The sequence below is a fragment of the Streptomyces sp. NPDC037301 genome (assembly GCF_055602785.1).
The window spans coordinates 1-14594 of sequence record NZ_JBVJWD010000095.1 but is presented as its reverse complement, the minus strand read 5'-3'; the positions used below and the strand labels follow the sequence as shown (position 1 = coordinate 14594).

The following is a 14594-nucleotide window of genomic DNA, read 5'->3' as shown; positions in this document are numbered from 1 at the left end:
TTCCTCCCCCGCCCTTTTTTTTTTTCTTTTTTCTGTGTGTTTTTTCCTCCCCACCGGTGGGGCGTCCCCCGGGGCGCGGGTCGGGGGACCCCACCGCTCCGGGATCCCCGACGTCGAGTATCATTCGCCCGAAGTGGCAGCTCGCCCTGGAGATGCTCGACGAACTGGCCGCGGCCGGGCTGCGGCCCGCGGTGCTCGTCGCGGATGCCGGATACGGCGCGAACGCCGGCTTCCGGACCACCCACGAGGACCGGGGCCCGGCCTACGCGCTGCAGGTCAAGGGCGAGACGACTGCACACGTCGAGACGGCCGAACCCCACCGGCTGCCTTATGGCGGTCTCGGGCCCAGGCTGCTGCCCCGCTACCGCACCCGCCCACTCAACCCCTATCGTCATCGCGGGGCCTAAGGGCGTGGTGTCTGACTGCCCGCCCGTACCGAGTCCGTGCCCCAGCTCGCGAGGAGGCGCAGAGCCTCCGCCGACGCGGAGCCCGGCTCCGCGTGGTACACGCACAGGAACTGTTCGTGGTCGTCCGGTAGATGCATCGTCTCGTACGCAAGGGTGAGGTCGCCGACCAGCGGATGCCGCATCCGCTTCACGCCGTGGCCCTTCTCCTTCACGTCGTGCGTGGCCCACAGCCGCCTGAACTCCTCGCTCTTGACCGAGAGTTCACCCACGAGCGCCGACAGGTCCGGGTCCTCCGGATGCTGGCCCGCGTACAGCCGCAGATAGCTGACCATGTCGGACGCCTTGGAGTCCCAGTCCAGGAACAGCTCGCGGTAGTCGGGGGAGAGGAAGGTCAGCCGCGCCCAATTGCGCTCCGCGGGCGGCAGCTTGCCCCAGTCGCCGAACAGCGCCGCCGCCATTCGGTTCCAGGCGAGGATCTCCGAGCGCGCCCCGCCGATGTACGCGGGCACGCCCTCCATCGACTCGAGCAGCTGCTGCAGCGCCACCCGCACCTGCTGCCGCTTGGGCGCCCGGTACTTCCTGCGCTGCTGCTTCGGCTTGGCGAGGTGGGTGAGGTGCGCATGCTCGGCGTCGGTCAGGCGCAGGGCGCGCGCGATCGAGTCGAGCACCTCCGCCGACACATTGCGCCCGTTGCCCTGCTCCAGGCGTGTGTAGTACGCCACCGAGACCCCGGCCAGCTGTGCCAGCTCCTCGCGCCGCAGCCCTGGCACCCGCCTGTGCCGCCCGTGCGAGGGGATTCCCACATCCTCCGGCTTGAGCCGAGCCCGCCGGGTGCGCAGGAATTCGCTGAGCTCGGCCCGGCGGTCGAGGCCGTCGGGGAGGGCTGCCTGTCCGTCGTCCGTGGCGGGGGTGTCGTCCATGACCCCAAGTATTCCCGGTCGTACGACCAGGAGCCTGACCCTGTCAGTAGTAGGACCACTGGACGTACGCAAAGCGGTGACCTGGGTGAACAGGCTGTGAGGAGGCACTCTGGAGAACATGACTACGACTGTTGCTGCATACGCCGCCCCCAGCGCCACGGCCCCGCTGGAGCGCACCACCATCGAGCGCCGCACGGTCGGCGAGTTCGACGTCCTCATCGACATCAAGTTCGCCGGCATCTGCCACTCCGACATCCACCAGGCCCGCGAGGGCTGGGGCGAGGCCATCTTCCCGATGGTGCCCGGTCACGAGATCGCCGGCGTCGTCGCCGAGGTCGGCTCCGGCGTGACGAAGTTCAAGGTCGGCGACCGGGTCGGCGTCGGCTGTATGGTCGACTCCTGCCGCGAGTGCGAGAACTGCAAGGCCGGGCAGGAGCAGCACTGCGTGCGCGGGAACGTCGGCACGTACAACGCCATCGGCCGCGACGGCGAGCCCACCTACGGCGGCTACTCACAGAAGGTCGTCGTCGACGAGAACTTCACCGTCCGCATACCGGGCGGGCTGTCTCTGGACGTGGCCGCGCCGCTGCTCTGCGCCGGCATCACTACGTACTCCCCGCTCAAGCACTGGGGCGCGGCCCCCGGCAAGAAGGTCGCCGTGGTCGGCCTGGGCGGCCTCGGCCACATGGCCGTCAAGATCGCGCACGCCCTCGGCGCCGAGGTCACGGTCCTCTCCCAGTCGCTGCGCAAGAAGGACGACGGCCTGAAGCTGGGCGCCGACCACTACTACGCCACCAGCGACCCGGCCACCTTCGAGAACCTGGCCGGCACCTTCGACATCATCCTCTCCACGGTGTCGGCGCCCCTGGACTTCGGCGCGTATCTGAGCCTGCTGAAGACGGGCGGCGCCTTGGTGAACGTCGGCGCCCCTGAGGAGCCCGTCGCCCTGAACTTGTTCTCCTTGATCGGCGGCAACAAAACCCTCGCCGGTTCGATGATCGGCGGCATCGCCGAGACCCAGGAGATGCTCGACTTCTGCGCCGAGCACGACCTCGGTGCCGAGATCGAGCTGATCGAGGCGAGCCGGATCAACGAGGCGTACGAGCGTGTGCTCGCCTCGGACGTGCGCTACCGCTTCGTGATCGACACGGCGACGATCTGAGCCGCGCCGCTTTACCAAGTGGGTACGGCATGCGATGGCCGAGAGTGTCAGCGAGAGCCTGGATGTCGGCATCGGTGGCCGACGGGTTCAGGGTCTCGAAGTCGGCCGGGGCGTTGGTCTCAAGCCAGCGGACGATTCTGCATGGGGTGATCCTGCTCTTTCCGCTCTGGTCAAGAGGCCCCGCGCTGTGGCGCGGGGCCTCTGCGTCAGGTCCTGGGTGAGAACACTTTCATCTCAGACAACCACCCCGACCAGGGCGAAGAACCTGATTCTGATCACAACCGAAGACAGGGTTTCATCCAGCCGTTCCCGCAGATAGGCAGGTCCGGCCCCTGCTCGCAGCGGCTGCGTGAGCAGTTCGAGGGCGTGATCTGGCGGTTCCGCACCGGCAGCCAGTGGCGCGGGAGATGCCCGAGCGGTTCGGCGCCTGGCAGACGGTCTGCAACCGCTTCATGCGGTGGCGGGACGCGGGCGTCTTCCAGGCCCAGCTGGAAGGGGTGATCGCCGAGGCCGCCCGCAGGGACGAGTTCGACATGTCGCCGGTCAGTGTGGACTCCACCACGGCACGGGCGCATCACGACGTGGCCGGAATGCGGGTCAGGGAGGAGACCCTGACCGCACTCGAGGAGGCGGCCTCGCGAAAGGGGGAGCGTCCGGGGAACAGGTCAACCTCGCTGATGCCCATGGCGAAGGCCGCGAGGGTGAGGGACAGCAGGCGGGGCATCCGTGGATCCTTTGTGTGTGCAGCACAGAGGCCGAGGGGCGGTGCGCCCGCCCGCCAGAGGGTTGGCTGAGAGCGGCGGCCCCGATACGGGCGAGTTCCTCGACGGCCCCTACCGAGGCTCCGGCGACGTAGGCCGCGCCGAGGTTGTGGCCGGACTGGCGCAGCTGCACGCCACCACCGAAGCTGATCCTGCCGCCGTTGGCGTGTTCCAGGGAGTAGATCGCGCAGCTGGGCCGGGCCTCCTGGCCCAGCGCGATACTGTCCGTGCCGGAGGGCGCCGCCCAACTACTGGAAACCATCGCAGCGGCCCCTCGCGGAGCCCGGACCAGCAACATCGCGGATGCGGCGGAGCTCAACCGCAGCACCACTCACAATCCGCTCGCCACGCTCCAGGAACTGGGCTATGTCACCCAGCAGACCCGCCGCGGCGTCTACACCCTCACCGACCGCTTCGCCGAACTTGCCCGTGGCGCCTCGGTGACCGACGACCTGCTGCGTGAACGACTGCCCCCGCCCTCGAAAGGATCACCCGGAGCACGGGGGGAACCTGCTACCTGGCAGTCCCCGTCAGTAACCAATACGTGTACCTCGACGCCGTCGAGGGCACTGCCATTGCTCGCGCACCTGCGCGAGAGCACGCTCCGACGGTTCGGGGGCCAGTCGGCGTAACACCCCGTTGCGTCGCCGGGAAACGCCGATGCCTCGGTCCTGCGACGGGACACGATAGTTTTCACCGGTGAGAGGGACGGCGTGTCGCTGTCACCGGATTCGGAGATCGCCCTCGGCCCCGGTGTCCCGTCTGGCTGTGCAAGCCTCGCCGCACTCACGGAGCGTGACCGGATCGGGGATCTTGAGCCAGAACCGGGCTGAGTGGCCGGGGGGCGGGCAACAGAGCAGGCTGGAGGTACCGATGGCCCGGGCGGCCGGGCCGGGAAGCGAGGCTCCCGATGAGCAGGCTCGAAGAACAGGTCAACGTCGATGTCCCGGCGCAGGAGGTCTGGGCGCAGCTGCACCGCATCGATGAGTATCCGATGTTCATGGAGGGCGTGAAGAGCGCCGCTGCGCACGGCAGCAGCCGAGCCCATCTCGACGTCCGGATCGGGGACGACGAGCAGGCTTTCGAGACTCGCATCGCCGATCGCGGAAAGGGCCGGGTGATGGACTGGACGGTGGACAGCCCGGAACTGAGGGCCGCCTTCGCCGTGAACCCGCTGGACGACAAGCACACCCAGCTGCAAGTTCGGCTGGAGTATGACCCGGACACCGTGCGGGCGACCTTCGGTGGCCCGAAGGGATTCGCTCAGGTTCACGCGATCGAGGACACAGTCCGCACCGACCTGGAGAAGTTCAAGGACCTACTGGAGAGCCGGCACTAATCCCGACGTGCTGGTCGTGCCTGGGTAAGGGCCGGCGCACTCGGCCACGGACCTCGGCAGAGTCCGGCACAGCCGTCAAGGGCAGGTTGCCGGGGAACGCCCATGTCCTGCGGGGTGCGTGGAACGGGTAGGACGGGCTCGCCCTGGCCAGCGGGGTTACACGAGCGGTGGACCGCCAGCCATTGCTTGTCACGGCTGCGCCGGGCTGCCAGCACGCAGACGCCCGATTGCGCTGAGGTTCAGCCACCCTCACCGCGACGCGTCATGTCCCGTCTCAATCGATCTGGTCCCCGTCTCAAATGATCCGGTCCGATTCGCTCGTCGACTCAGGTGATCTGGTCCGGCACTCTGGCCCGCGCGGAGCGTGATGCGGGCCGGTCAACCTTTGGTAGGACGGGATAGGCCAGCCGGTTCACGGTGGGTAGCGGCCTGTGGGGGCGTAACGCTGTCACTCACAAGCGTCTCAGGGTGAAGAGGTTGTCGGAGGGGTCCACGACTGCCGAGAAGTGGGCCCCGACCTGGAAGCGCTCCTCGTGGTCGCCCCTGTAGGTCGCTTCGAAGGACGGGACGCCCGCGCCGCTGATCCGCAGGGTCAGCACGGAGATGTCCGCCGAGCCGTCCGCGGGATCGATCCGTTCCGCAACGATGAGCTCCGCCACCGCAGGCCGTCCCGACTGCCGTAGTCGTGTGGTGTCCTCTTTCGCCTGAGCGGCGGCGGACCACATGAAGAGACCGAACGGGCCCAGGAGCAGGGAGAAGAACGAGAAGGCCCAGTGGAGATCGCCGAAGACCGTCCGGGCAGGCAGGTACAGGGCGAACACCCAGCACATCACGCCGCCGACACGGTTCCCTGTCTGCGAGACGGCGTCGCCTATGGTCGCCTGTCGAGCTGTCCCCGCATCCCCGTCTACCGTCATCCCGCGATGATGTTCCGGTATTCGCAGCGGCATAGCCTGCTGGGCGACCAGATCAACTGAGACAACGGTCGGCATTCACGCGCCAGGGACCCGATCATCTGAGATTTTCCGCAGCCGCCCGTCTCAGCTGATCTGGTCGCCGCAGGTCACAGCCCTGCCTTCGGACCAGATCAACTGAGACAGGACACGTCAGCGCCGGCCTGGTTCGTGGGCGGTACCGGTCCGGCCGTTTGGCCGCGCGTCACCTTGAGATGCGGGCTTCGATGCCGTCAAGCAGGAAGTCGAGGCCGATCCGGAAGGTGTGGTCGGCGTCCAGGTGGGCGGCATCGCGCACCACCGTGGCCAGCGCGGGGAATCGGCCGGTGGCGAAGGTCCGCTCCAGATAGGGCCCGAGTGAGGCCTGCCAACGCTTCTCGTCCATCCCGGTGGCCCGCTCGGCACGACGCTCGGCGATCTCCCGACGCACCGCACCGATCACGTACGCGTCGACCGCGGTGACCACCGGCATGATGGCGTCCAGATCAACGCCGCCCAGCGCGGCCACGACGGCCTCCCCCCTGGCCAGCGCGTGCGGCCCGAGCTGCGGTCGTCCACCGAGCAGATCGGCGAGCCATTCGTGCTCGTGAGCGGCCTGCCGGGTGGTTTCGGCAAGAGACCGCAGCACCTCCCGCCAGTCGTCTCCGATCGGCCGGATCTCGGCGTGGACCGCGTCGACCATCAGGTCGAGCAACTCCTCCTTGCTAGCGATGTAGCTGTACAGCCGCATCGGCCCGACGTCCAGCGCGGTGGCGACCTTGCGTAGCGACACCGCCCCCAGGCCGTCCGCGTCGGCCAACTGGATCGCCGCTCGCACGATCCGCTCTCGGTTCAGCGGGGCCGGCACGGGGCGATTCGGTGGCTCCGGCCTCTCCCACACCAACATGCCGCTAACAATACTCCGCATCAGTCGATACAGTGTATCGACCGATACGGAGTATCGAAGGAGGCAACCATGACCATCGCCATTGTCGGAGCTGGCTTGGGTGGCTTGGCCCTTGCCCGGGTGCTGCACGTGAACGGCATCGACGCCGTCGTGTATGAACGTGAATCGTCACGCGGTGCGCGCGGTCAGGGCGGCATGCTCGACATCCACTCCGGCCAGCGGGCGCTGCGCGAGGCCGGTCTGATCGACCAGTTCTACGCGATTGCCCGTGGTGAAGGCCAGGACATGCGTCTTCTCGAGCCGGATGGCACCCTGCTGCTCCAGGAGGACACGCCCGACGACGCCCCGCTTGAGCGACCTGAGGTCGACCGTGCCGATCTGCGCAACCTGCTGCTGGATTCCCTCCCCGAAGACGTGGTGCGCTGGGGGCACGCGTTCGAATCCGCAGACAATGGCCTGCTGCACTTCGCCGACGGCAGCCGTGCGACGTATGACCTGCTGGTCGGCGCGGACGGCGCGCAGTCCCGGGTTCGCGCGCTGCTCACCGACGCCCGCCCGGCGCATATCGGCCAGAACGTCGTAGAGGTCGGCATTCCCGACATCGACCGCACGCACCCCGACCTCGCGGCGATGGTCGGGCGCGGCAACTACTGGGTGCTCGGCAACGGACTATCCCTGGCGGCGCAGCGCAACGGCGACGGCCGCGTTCGCATCGGCCTGAGCTTCTATAACACCGACGAGGACTGGTTCGCTACCAGCGGGATCCCGTTCGACGACTCGGCCGCCGCCCGGGCGCGCCTGATCGACCTGCTCCCCGGCTGGGACTCACGGTTCACCGCGCTGATCGCGGCCTGCGACGACACGGTCGTACCGCGGTCGATCACCACTCTCCCGGTCGGCCTGACCTGGCCGTCGGCGCCAGGCGTCACGCTGCTCGGCGATGCCGCCCACCTGATGCCGCCGGTGGGAGAGGGTGCCAACATGGCGCTGCTCGACGGCGCCCTGCTCGGTCTCGCGCTGGCTGCGCACCCGGACGACTTTCCCGCCGCCGTCAAAGAATACGAACGCGAGATGTTCGAACGCACCAGCGCTGCCGCCCGCATGTCCGCGGACATGCAGGAATTGCTGACGTCGCCGGACGCCGCCCAGAAAATGCTCGCATTCTTCCAACCTGGCTGAAGGTAACCAAATACGACCAGGAAACCGGTCTGGCCTGGACAGTTCACTTTCTTCTCGGGTGGCCCGGGTAGGACCCGGCGGGCCGGAGCGGGACATCGTTCTTGAGTAGAGCCAGGCGCACGGTGGCGAGGCTCATTCCTTCCCGGTCCGCGATGTCCTGGAGCGAGAGGCGGTCTTGTTCGTACCAGGTGCGCCATTGCCCGATACGGGTGGCCGTGTGCTGAGTACGGCGAAATCGGGGCGGGCTCCAATCGGCCGGGTGCCGGGACAGCAGATGGACGGCGTGCGCCGTGGTGGTGTTCAGAGCCTGCGCAACCTGGGCGATGGAGAAGTCGCCGACGGGTACGGCCTGGTGGAGCTGGGCAGCGGTAATGCTGTCGGGGTCAGGTCCCGGTGGGGCTTCACCCTTGATCGTGGACACCGGTTGTTATGCGGCGGTGGCCAGCGTAGTTGATCGTTGTTCGTAGGCGATCGGACTGATCTGACCGAGGCGGGAGTGTCTTCTCCGGGTGTTGTAGCGGGTCGCCCACCGGAAGACCGCGAGTCGGGCCGATCGGGGCCCAGGCCGGCGTTTGGCGCCCTGGAGGGTTTCGCGTTTCATGGTCGCGTTGAACGATTCGGCAGCGGCGTTGTCCGCGCTCGTGCCCACCGCGCCGCGCGATCTGATCACGCCGGGGTCCGTGCAGACCTGCGCGAACTCCTTCGAGGCATATTGGGCTCCGTTGTCGCTGCGGAAGATCGCTCCGTGCAGACCGCCGGCACCCCGGGCCGAGGCCGCGGCCCGGGGTGCGTCGGTGACCAGCTCGGTGCGCATGTGATCGGCGATCGACCAGCCTGCCAGGCGTTTCGAGTACAGGTCCAACACCGTTGCCAAATGCAGGAATTGGCCGTTGCTGACGGGCAGGTAGGTTATGTCGCCCACGTAGCGGGTGTTCGGCGCGGTGGCGGTGAAGTCGCGCTTGAGCAGGTCGGGCACCGGCGTCGCCGAGGGCTCGGGGATCGTGGTGCGGACCTTCTTGCGCAGGTGCAGCCCGACGATGTTGAACTTCCGCATGACGCGTGCCACCCGCTTGTGATTGACCAGCACCCCGGCGTCCGCCCGTGCCCGCCCGGCCCGTGCTTCCGCGCCGGCCGCCCACCGGTAGAAGCCGGAGCGGGAGACCTTCAGCATCCGGCACAGCCGCTTGACGCCGAAGGCGTCATGGTGATCGTCAACGAACTGGAAGCGGCTCACCAACTGGTCTCGCCCGCAAAATACTTTGCAGCCCTCCGCAGAAGGATCTCCCGCTCGAGCTCGAGTTCCTTCACCCGCGCCCGCAGCTGCCGGTTCTCCTTCTCCATCGCGCTGGCCTCACCCGCGCCTGGCCGGGCGGCCTGCTCGGCGTCCCGCACCCACGTGCGGAGCGTCTCGTGGTTGACTCCCAGGTCCTTGGCCACCGACGCGTACGTCCCGCCCGGGCTGGAGTGGTACAGCGCGACGGCATCCGCCCGGAACTCAGGCGAGTACTTCGACGTCCCCAACGGGAACTCCTGTTCTTCGGATCTTCACGATCCAATGATCAGGGTGTCCACGATCAAGGGGGCAACGCCCGTGACCAGGTCTGCCGGCGTGGAGGAGAAGATGTCGCAGAACGCGGCCAGGACCTGGAGCGACAGCCGCTCGGGTGTGCCGGAGACCAAGCGGTGAACCTGGTGAGGCGGACAGCTCGATGCCGCGGTCACGCAGCAGGGACACCAGTTCGGTGGTGGTGAACATGCCCTGGGCGCCCATCACTTCGCGCAATTTCCACATGGTAGCCGACCTTGCGCTTCACCCTTGCCTCCCGGACTGGCTCTCCAGGGCGGCGGCGATGGTGCCGTCCAGATACCGGCGCAGTGTGCGCGTGCGGAAGTCTGAGCTCACGCAGGTGTAGATCGCGGTTGTGCTTGCGTGGTCGTGACCGACCTGTTCCTGGACGAAGCGTGGGTCCCAGCCGCCCTCGATCAGGTGCGTGACGTAGGACCTGCGGAAGGAGTGGAAGTCCAGCCCTTCATCCAGGCCCAGGGCCTGGCGGTTGGTGATGAAACGGGAGTTGAGGAGCTGGCAGCCGATCCGCAGTCCGCGCTCGGATGGCCAGGCGGCTGGATTTCCTTCACCTCCGAACAGCGGCCGGACCTCGGTGAACCACTCATCCAGGATGTCGGGGGTCCAGTCCCAGACGGTCAGTACCGTGCGGCGTTTGGGTGGCGAGCCCTTCTTTGCCTTGCCGAATCGGACGCGGCGCAGACCGAACTCGCCGCACTCGGATCCGTGAGGGTTGCGGCCGAATTCGGCGGCGTCCAGCACCCGTGTTTCGTTGCCCGGTCGGCCTGTGCGATCAGATTTGAGCGATGAGCGCGTAGCGTTCGTCGGCCACTGGTCCGCCCCAGAGGTCGGTGCTGCTGCTGAGGTCCTCGGTGCGCAGGTCGGTGACGAGTGGGCATACGACGGCTGCCAGTTCGTCGGCGCCGATGCCGTGGTGCCAGGGCAGGGTCTCGGCTCCAGCGACGTAGGGGACTCCAGCCTGTCCGGCCTCGCGCCACCGGCCCTCGACCAGGACGAGCGTGCCGCCCGGGCGGATACGTGCAATCCACTCGCGCAACGCGGCCTGCGGATCGGGCAGCGTCCACACCAGGTGCCGGGAGAGTAGGAGGTCGAACTGCTCGTCACCGGTGGGCGGCACCGCAGCGTCCCCCACGAGGAATCGGGCCTGGAGACCGGCGGCCGTCAGCTTGGCGCGGGCCTGGTCGACCATCCGCGGTGCCAGGTCCACTCCTGTGACGCGGTGCCCGGCCTCGGCCAGTAGCTGTGAGATTGAGCCGGTACCGCAGCCGACGTCCAGCACATCCGCCGGGGTGGCCGGCGCCCAGGAGATCAGGCGCTTCTGCCAGGCGGCGCGGGTGACCTCTTCGCGCAGGCCGTGGTCGGGCTCGTCGTCAAAATCGGGGGCAGCGTCGTTCCAGTAGGCGGTGATGGCGGCAGGGTTCGTCATGGTGGCAATCTTGGCATCCTCCACTGACAGAGTCCCGGGGCCATGGGGTTGAGCTGACGATTTCATGCCCCCTCGTGTCGCTGACTGCTGACATCTCGTGTCGTCAGCCACTGACGTTCTGATGTCGTCCGGCACAGAATGTCCTGTGCGTGTGATGTTTGCGGCGTCTTGAGGCGGTGGTCTGCGGTTCGCAGAGTTTGCTCGGTGGACGGGTGGCAGTTCTGTGCAGGGTCACCTTGCGAATTCGATGGACGGCGGCAACTGGTTGTGCGCGGGTGGTAGTAGGACTCAGGTCGCGTGGCGGCCGGACGAGTCGAGGAGCGTTATCTCCTCATCCGTCAGCTGCAATGCGCCTGCCGCCAGATTGTCGACCAGGTGGTCCGGGTTGCCCGTGCCCGGGATGGGCAGCACATGTTCGCCCCGTTGCAGCGTCCATGCCAGGCGGACCTGCGCGGGCGACGCGCCGTGTGCGCGGGCGACGGCGATTACCTGCTTACTCTCAGCGCCGCTGGCTCCTGCCTCGCGTCCTTCGCCGGCGATGGAGAAGAAGGGCACGAACGCGATGCTCCGCGCCGCGCACTCCTGCAGCATCTCATCGCCGGCACGCGCGTCGATCCCGTAGCGGTCTGGACACACACCACTGGTGCGATCGCCTCGGCTTCGGCGAGATGCTCCGGCCGGACACCGGAGATTCCGAGGTGCCGGACGAGCCCGGCGACGCGGAGCTCGGCGAGCACCCCGAAATGCACGGCGATGGAGTCCTGGCCCATGAGGCGCAGGTTGACCAGGTCGAGGTGGTCGCGGCCGAGCTGGCGCAGGTTCTCCTCGACCTGGCCGCGCAGTTGGTCGGGCCGGACCGGGGCGGTCCACTCGCCCGACGTGTCCCGGGCCGGACCGACCTTGGTGGCGATGACGAGGTCGTCCGGATACGGCGCCAGCGCCGAGTTGATCAGTTCGTTGGCGGAGCGCAGCCGAGAGAAGTAGAACGCCGCGGTGTCGATGTGGTTGACGCCGAGCTCGACTGCGCGGCGCAGCACGCCGATCACACGGTTGCGGTCGCTGGGGGTTCCGAGGTGGAAGGGGGCGCTTCCGGTCAGGCGCATCGCGCCGAAGCCGATCCGGTTGACCTTCAGGTCGCCGAGGAGCCAGGTGCCCGCGGCGGCCGCGGAGACCGTGTCCAGTGTCATCTTTCCCAGTTTCCTTTTGATCGGACGTCGCCCGTCGACCGGGCGGCCTTGGAGTATGCATGGGTGGCAGCCACGGCGAGAAGGCGCGGAGCCTCGGGGGAATGTCACAGCGGACCTGGGAACCGGAGGGTGCCGCGAGGAGTTGTTACTTGCGAAGTCCCGCCCCTTGTTTCCGGGGGTCAGGTGTGCGTTCTGAAGCCTGACTGTCCGCGTTCTTCCGACGTTGGCGAGCGGTCTCGTTCTCCAACAGTTCGCCGACGCGTGCGCTGTGCCAGCTGGTGCCCTCGTGCTTAACGTACGCAGGTGTCCAGGCTCGGGTGAGGACGGGTTTGACGTGGTTCGTCGACGGATGCCTGGCCGGGTCCGGACTGAGGCTCACAACACCGGCCCCACCCTGAAAACCTCAGTAACGGTGTCCCGTTCGCAAGGTCACTGTCGTCTGCCACGAGAACGTCAGCCGTTCTGCCATGAGAAGCGTCAGTGGATCAGCGCTTGGTGCATCCTCGGATGGCGAGGGCGGCGAGATCAAGGAGGACGGGCTCGGTTGGGCGTGAGGCCATCTCGGTGTAGGTGCCGCCGGTTGTGAGGTTCTGGCCGGAGGAACGGAAGATCACGGAGTTCACCACCACACGCAGGCTCTTCTCGAACCGTTCGGTCGAGACGCGCTCGTGGAGTGACCCCGAAGGGTTGACGGGGCGGGGGTATCGGTGGTGAGCCAGATGTTCTGGTTCGTCACTTTCCCGGTCGATTCCGGCTTCGGGCCGTCGGTGGGCAGGCCCCACAGCATCATGGCCATGACGGTGGTGGTCATCGCCAACAGCAACCAGGCGAGTGCGCGGGAGGCGCGCAAGCCGTAGCCGGAAAGGGCCCAGTACGCGGTGAGCAGGCCGTGTTCAGCGCGGGTGGTGTCGTGATGGTCGTGACGGCGCATCTCCATTTCGCCGTAGTAGAAGTCAGCTGCACCGGGCTCGTTCTTGGCATCCTCGAATGCCGCATCAGGTCCCTCTGTGCGGCCTCTTGCGCCCAGGAGCGCTGAACCGCGCCGGGTTGCGACATCTGTTGCGCGAGCCTTCACCGCGTCCCGGAGTTGTCCCAGGTCACCACGTGCGTGCGTGTGAGTGTGGTCGGGGGCTGGCATCCCCGTTGCGACCGCTTTCGCCCATGCCCCTGGCTGGAGTGAAGGAGATGGGAGGGGCGGGATGGGCGGCGCCACCGGCCGGAGGCGTCGCGGGCGACGTGGTGCGGCCGGTGTACTGAAGGCGCCCTTCGTCGTATCTGCCGAGCAGCAGACCGCGGGGAGCGGCCAGGGGGCCGACGATCGCCTCGGTCGTCTCGCGCACCTCGTACTTCTGTCAGCCCCTCGCCGACCGACGGTAGGCGTCGTTCAACTGCTTGAAGTTCTCTGTCAGGTTCACTGTGTTGACCTGGGCCGCTGGGCACACAGATGTTGGTCCTGGTGTTCGTCGCCTGCCGATCAACGGCCGTGGATCGAGCCGTACGTCCTCTACCGCACCGAACCGGAGCCCCAGCCGGCTCCGCGCTACGGCTCGGGCGGTCTCCTCGCTCATCCCGCCTTCGCGGGCCGGACCCTGGAAGGCTGGACGGCACGAGGCACCGCGCACGTCACCGATGACGGCGACGGCCTGCCGTACCTGCGGATCGACGCCCCGGAAGAAGCCTCGGTGAGCCAGCAAGCGGAGGCCCTGCCGTCGGGTGAATATGCAGCCTCGGTCTGGGTACGGGGCACCGGCTCCCGCAAGGCGGTGCTGTCCGTCGCGGGCACCGGCGTCAAGGGCCGAGAAGGTGACGGACGTTCGGGTCCGGTGGCCGCCGCCTGGACGGATTCCTCGCCACTGCGCTGTGTTCTGGGTAACGGCCGTCGCAGGGGCACGATGTTCCAGCGCATGCGCGTGCTGTTCACTGTCACCGGCACCGCGCGTGCCGCGGTGACACTCACCCTGCGCGCCGACCAGGCCGCCGCCGGCAACACGGTGGACTTCGCGGACGTGCGGCTCGTACGCCTGCCAGGTGCTGACCCCGAGTTCGGCGAGCACTGGCACACGGAGGACTTCGAGCACGTCGATGAGGGCCTCGGCCCCTTCGTGCCCGCCTCCGGCGACGGTGAACGCAGCCACCTCTCGGAGACCCACAAGGGCTACACACGCGACACGATCAGCGGTCGCTACTCGCTCAAGACACTCAGCGAGACCGCGGGCATCGTCTACCGGACCCTGCCGCAGACTCTCCGTTTCCTGCCGAACCGCACCTACCGCGTCACGTTCGACTACCAGGCTGACCCCGGCTCGGACTACCGTGTCGTGCTCGGCCGGGACGGGGGTGCCCAGATCGACGAGGAGAAGCTGCTGCCGACGACGGACCGCAAACTCGACACACTGCCCCTGGCGGGGGACCCCATGCCTCCTGGGTGGAACGACAGACTGCCGCCCCAGAATCCGGCGTCGCACCGGACTTATGTACGCACCTTCCGCTCGGGCCCGGCCTCTGATGGGGACGTATGGCTAGGTATCAAGAGGGTCGCCGGCGACGCATTTGTCCTGGACAACCTCACAGTCGACGATCTCGGTGCAGCATGATCGTCGCCGACCGCTTCCGCTCTGCGAACAGCCCCCGTACGGACGGCCAGTTCGGACTCCGCTTGTCCGGGCCACCGCCGTGAGGGGGGGTGCCCCTATCTGTTTCGTCAAGCCTGGCGGGGCTGGTTTGTAGGGGTTGGTCCTGGTTTTCGGGAACGTCCCGCGAAGCGGGATGTTCCCGGCGGATCGGGTGTC

At 67.7% G+C, this 14594-nt stretch carries 14 protein-coding genes and 4 pseudogenes; 7 read left to right on the top strand and 11 right to left on the bottom strand.

Annotation, left to right across the window (positions count from 1 at the left end; genetic code table 11):
• Window positions 1-56 precede the first annotated feature (56 nt).
• Window positions 57-395 (top strand): annotated as a pseudogene (locus ACZ7IB_RS47115) (transposase); the annotation flags it as partial.
• Window positions 396-403: 8 nt separating this feature from the next.
• Here ACZ7IB_RS47115 and ACZ7IB_RS47110 read toward each other — a convergent pair.
• Window positions 404-1327 carry a helix-turn-helix domain-containing protein gene (locus ACZ7IB_RS47110; protein WP_470921382.1) on the bottom strand — a complete coding sequence of 308 codons (924 nt, stop codon included), beginning with the start codon at window positions 1325-1327 and terminating at the stop codon, window positions 404-406.
• A 118-nt stretch (window positions 1328-1445) separates the two neighbouring features.
• Here ACZ7IB_RS47110 and ACZ7IB_RS47105 point away from each other — a divergent pair, with 118 nt between their 5' ends.
• Complete coding sequence (locus tag ACZ7IB_RS47105) at window positions 1446-2489, top strand: NAD(P)-dependent alcohol dehydrogenase (RefSeq protein ID WP_470921381.1); 1044 nt, start codon at window positions 1446-1448, stop codon at window positions 2487-2489.
• Between the two features lie 297 nt (window positions 2490-2786).
• Window positions 2787-3133 (top strand): annotated as a pseudogene (locus tag ACZ7IB_RS47100) (transposase); the annotation flags it as partial.
• Here the strand turns inward: ACZ7IB_RS47100 and ACZ7IB_RS47095 are convergent.
• A complete protein-coding gene (locus tag ACZ7IB_RS47095; RefSeq protein ID WP_470921384.1) occupies window positions 3064-3213 on the bottom strand; it encodes a hypothetical protein in 150 nt (49 codons plus the stop codon). The pseudogene ACZ7IB_RS47100 and the gene ACZ7IB_RS47095 overlap by 70 nt on opposite strands.
• Before the next feature lie 264 nt (window positions 3214-3477).
• Here ACZ7IB_RS47095 and ACZ7IB_RS47090 point away from each other — a divergent pair, with 264 nt between their 5' ends.
• Window positions 3478-3882, top strand: coding sequence for a helix-turn-helix domain-containing protein (locus ACZ7IB_RS47090; protein WP_470921380.1), 405 nt, complete (start codon window positions 3478-3480; stop codon window positions 3880-3882).
• A gap of 278 nt (window positions 3883-4160) precedes the next feature.
• Window positions 4161-4589: an SRPBCC family protein gene (locus tag ACZ7IB_RS47085; RefSeq protein WP_470921378.1), complete on the top strand. Its 429-nt coding sequence runs from the start codon at window positions 4161-4163 to the stop codon at window positions 4587-4589.
• Between the two features lie 452 nt (window positions 4590-5041).
• Here the strand turns inward: ACZ7IB_RS47085 and ACZ7IB_RS47080 are convergent, their stop codons facing one another.
• Together ACZ7IB_RS47080 and ACZ7IB_RS47075 are read right to left on the bottom strand one after the other, a co-directional pair.
• A complete protein-coding gene (locus ACZ7IB_RS47080) occupies window positions 5042-5506 on the bottom strand; it encodes a hypothetical protein (RefSeq protein ID WP_470921376.1) in 465 nt (154 codons plus the stop codon).
• A gap of 241 nt (window positions 5507-5747) precedes the next feature.
• The gene (locus tag ACZ7IB_RS47075; protein ID WP_470921375.1) at window positions 5748-6428 is read right to left on the bottom strand and encodes a TetR/AcrR family transcriptional regulator; all 681 of its coding nucleotides are present in this window, start codon (window positions 6426-6428) and stop codon (window positions 5748-5750) included.
• Between the two features lie 69 nt (window positions 6429-6497).
• Here ACZ7IB_RS47075 and ACZ7IB_RS47070 point away from each other — a divergent pair, with 69 nt between their 5' ends.
• Entirely contained in the window at window positions 6498-7607 is a 1110-nt protein-coding gene (locus ACZ7IB_RS47070) for an FAD-dependent oxidoreductase (RefSeq protein ID WP_470921374.1), read from the top strand.
• A gap of 43 nt (window positions 7608-7650) precedes the next feature.
• Here ACZ7IB_RS47070 and ACZ7IB_RS47065 read toward each other — a convergent pair whose 3' ends face one another.
• From ACZ7IB_RS47065 to ACZ7IB_RS47035, 7 genes and pseudogenes are all read right to left on the bottom strand, one after another.
• The gene (locus tag ACZ7IB_RS47065; RefSeq protein ID WP_470921372.1) at window positions 7651-8028 is read right to left on the bottom strand and encodes a hypothetical protein; all 378 of its coding nucleotides are present in this window, start codon (window positions 8026-8028) and stop codon (window positions 7651-7653) included.
• Between the two features lie 6 nt (window positions 8029-8034).
• Window positions 8035-9128 (bottom strand): IS3 family transposase gene (locus ACZ7IB_RS47060; RefSeq protein ID WP_470921371.1). Its coding sequence is split into 2 segments (ribosomal slippage): window positions 8035-8858 and window positions 8858-9128, totalling 1095 coding nucleotides; the frame shifts between segments, so codons are not numbered across the junction.
• 24 nt (window positions 9129-9152) lie between these two features.
• Complete coding sequence (locus tag ACZ7IB_RS47055; protein WP_470921369.1) at window positions 9153-9329, bottom strand: helix-turn-helix domain-containing protein; 177 nt, start codon at window positions 9327-9329, stop codon at window positions 9153-9155.
• Between the two features lie 88 nt (window positions 9330-9417).
• Window positions 9418-9933 (bottom strand): tyrosine-type recombinase/integrase, encoded by a 516-nt coding sequence (locus tag ACZ7IB_RS47050; protein WP_470921368.1) that lies wholly within the window; start codon window positions 9931-9933, stop codon window positions 9418-9420.
• Between the two features lie 31 nt (window positions 9934-9964).
• A complete protein-coding gene (locus ACZ7IB_RS47045; RefSeq protein ID WP_470921366.1) occupies window positions 9965-10618 on the bottom strand; it encodes a class I SAM-dependent methyltransferase in 654 nt (217 codons plus the stop codon).
• Between the two features lie 288 nt (window positions 10619-10906).
• Window positions 10907-11805 (bottom strand): annotated as a pseudogene (locus ACZ7IB_RS47040) (oxidoreductase).
• A 485-nt stretch (window positions 11806-12290) separates the two neighbouring features.
• A pseudogene (locus ACZ7IB_RS47035) lies at window positions 12291-12796 on the bottom strand (pentapeptide repeat-containing protein); the annotation flags it as partial.
• 208 nt (window positions 12797-13004) lie between these two features.
• On the opposite strand from ACZ7IB_RS47035, the gene ACZ7IB_RS47030 reads away from it, so the two are divergent.
• Window positions 13005-14399, top strand: a complete 1395-nt coding sequence (locus tag ACZ7IB_RS47030; protein WP_470921365.1) for a hypothetical protein — start codon at window positions 13005-13007, stop codon at window positions 14397-14399.
• Window positions 14400-14594 lie beyond the last annotated feature (195 nt).

What these genes read in the sequence shown, in the direction of transcription:
- ACZ7IB_RS47095 (WP_470921384.1), bottom strand. Translation starts at nt 3,213, where the DNA reads ATGCCCCGCCTGCTGTCCCTCACCCTCGCGGCCTTCGCCATGGGCATC.
- ACZ7IB_RS47085 (WP_470921378.1), top strand. Translation starts at nt 4,161, where the DNA reads ATGAGCAGGCTCGAAGAACAGGTCAACGTCGATGTCCCGGCGCAGGAG.
- ACZ7IB_RS47045 (WP_470921366.1), bottom strand. Translation starts at nt 10,618, where the DNA reads ATGACGAACCCTGCCGCCATCACCGCCTACTGGAACGACGCTGCCCCC.
- ACZ7IB_RS47070 (WP_470921374.1), top strand. Translation starts at nt 6,498, where the DNA reads ATGACCATCGCCATTGTCGGAGCTGGCTTGGGTGGCTTGGCCCTTGCC.
- ACZ7IB_RS47105 (WP_470921381.1), top strand. Translation starts at nt 1,446, where the DNA reads ATGACTACGACTGTTGCTGCATACGCCGCCCCCAGCGCCACGGCCCCG.
- ACZ7IB_RS47075 (WP_470921375.1), bottom strand. Translation starts at nt 6,428, where the DNA reads ATGTTGGTGTGGGAGAGGCCGGAGCCACCGAATCGCCCCGTGCCGGCC.
- ACZ7IB_RS47080 (WP_470921376.1), bottom strand. Translation starts at nt 5,506, where the DNA reads ATGACGGTAGACGGGGATGCGGGGACAGCTCGACAGGCGACCATAGGC.
- ACZ7IB_RS47110 (WP_470921382.1), bottom strand. Translation starts at nt 1,327, where the DNA reads ATGGACGACACCCCCGCCACGGACGACGGACAGGCAGCCCTCCCCGAC.
- ACZ7IB_RS47030 (WP_470921365.1), top strand. Translation starts at nt 13,005, where the DNA reads ATGGGCGGCGCCACCGGCCGGAGGCGTCGCGGGCGACGTGGTGCGGCC.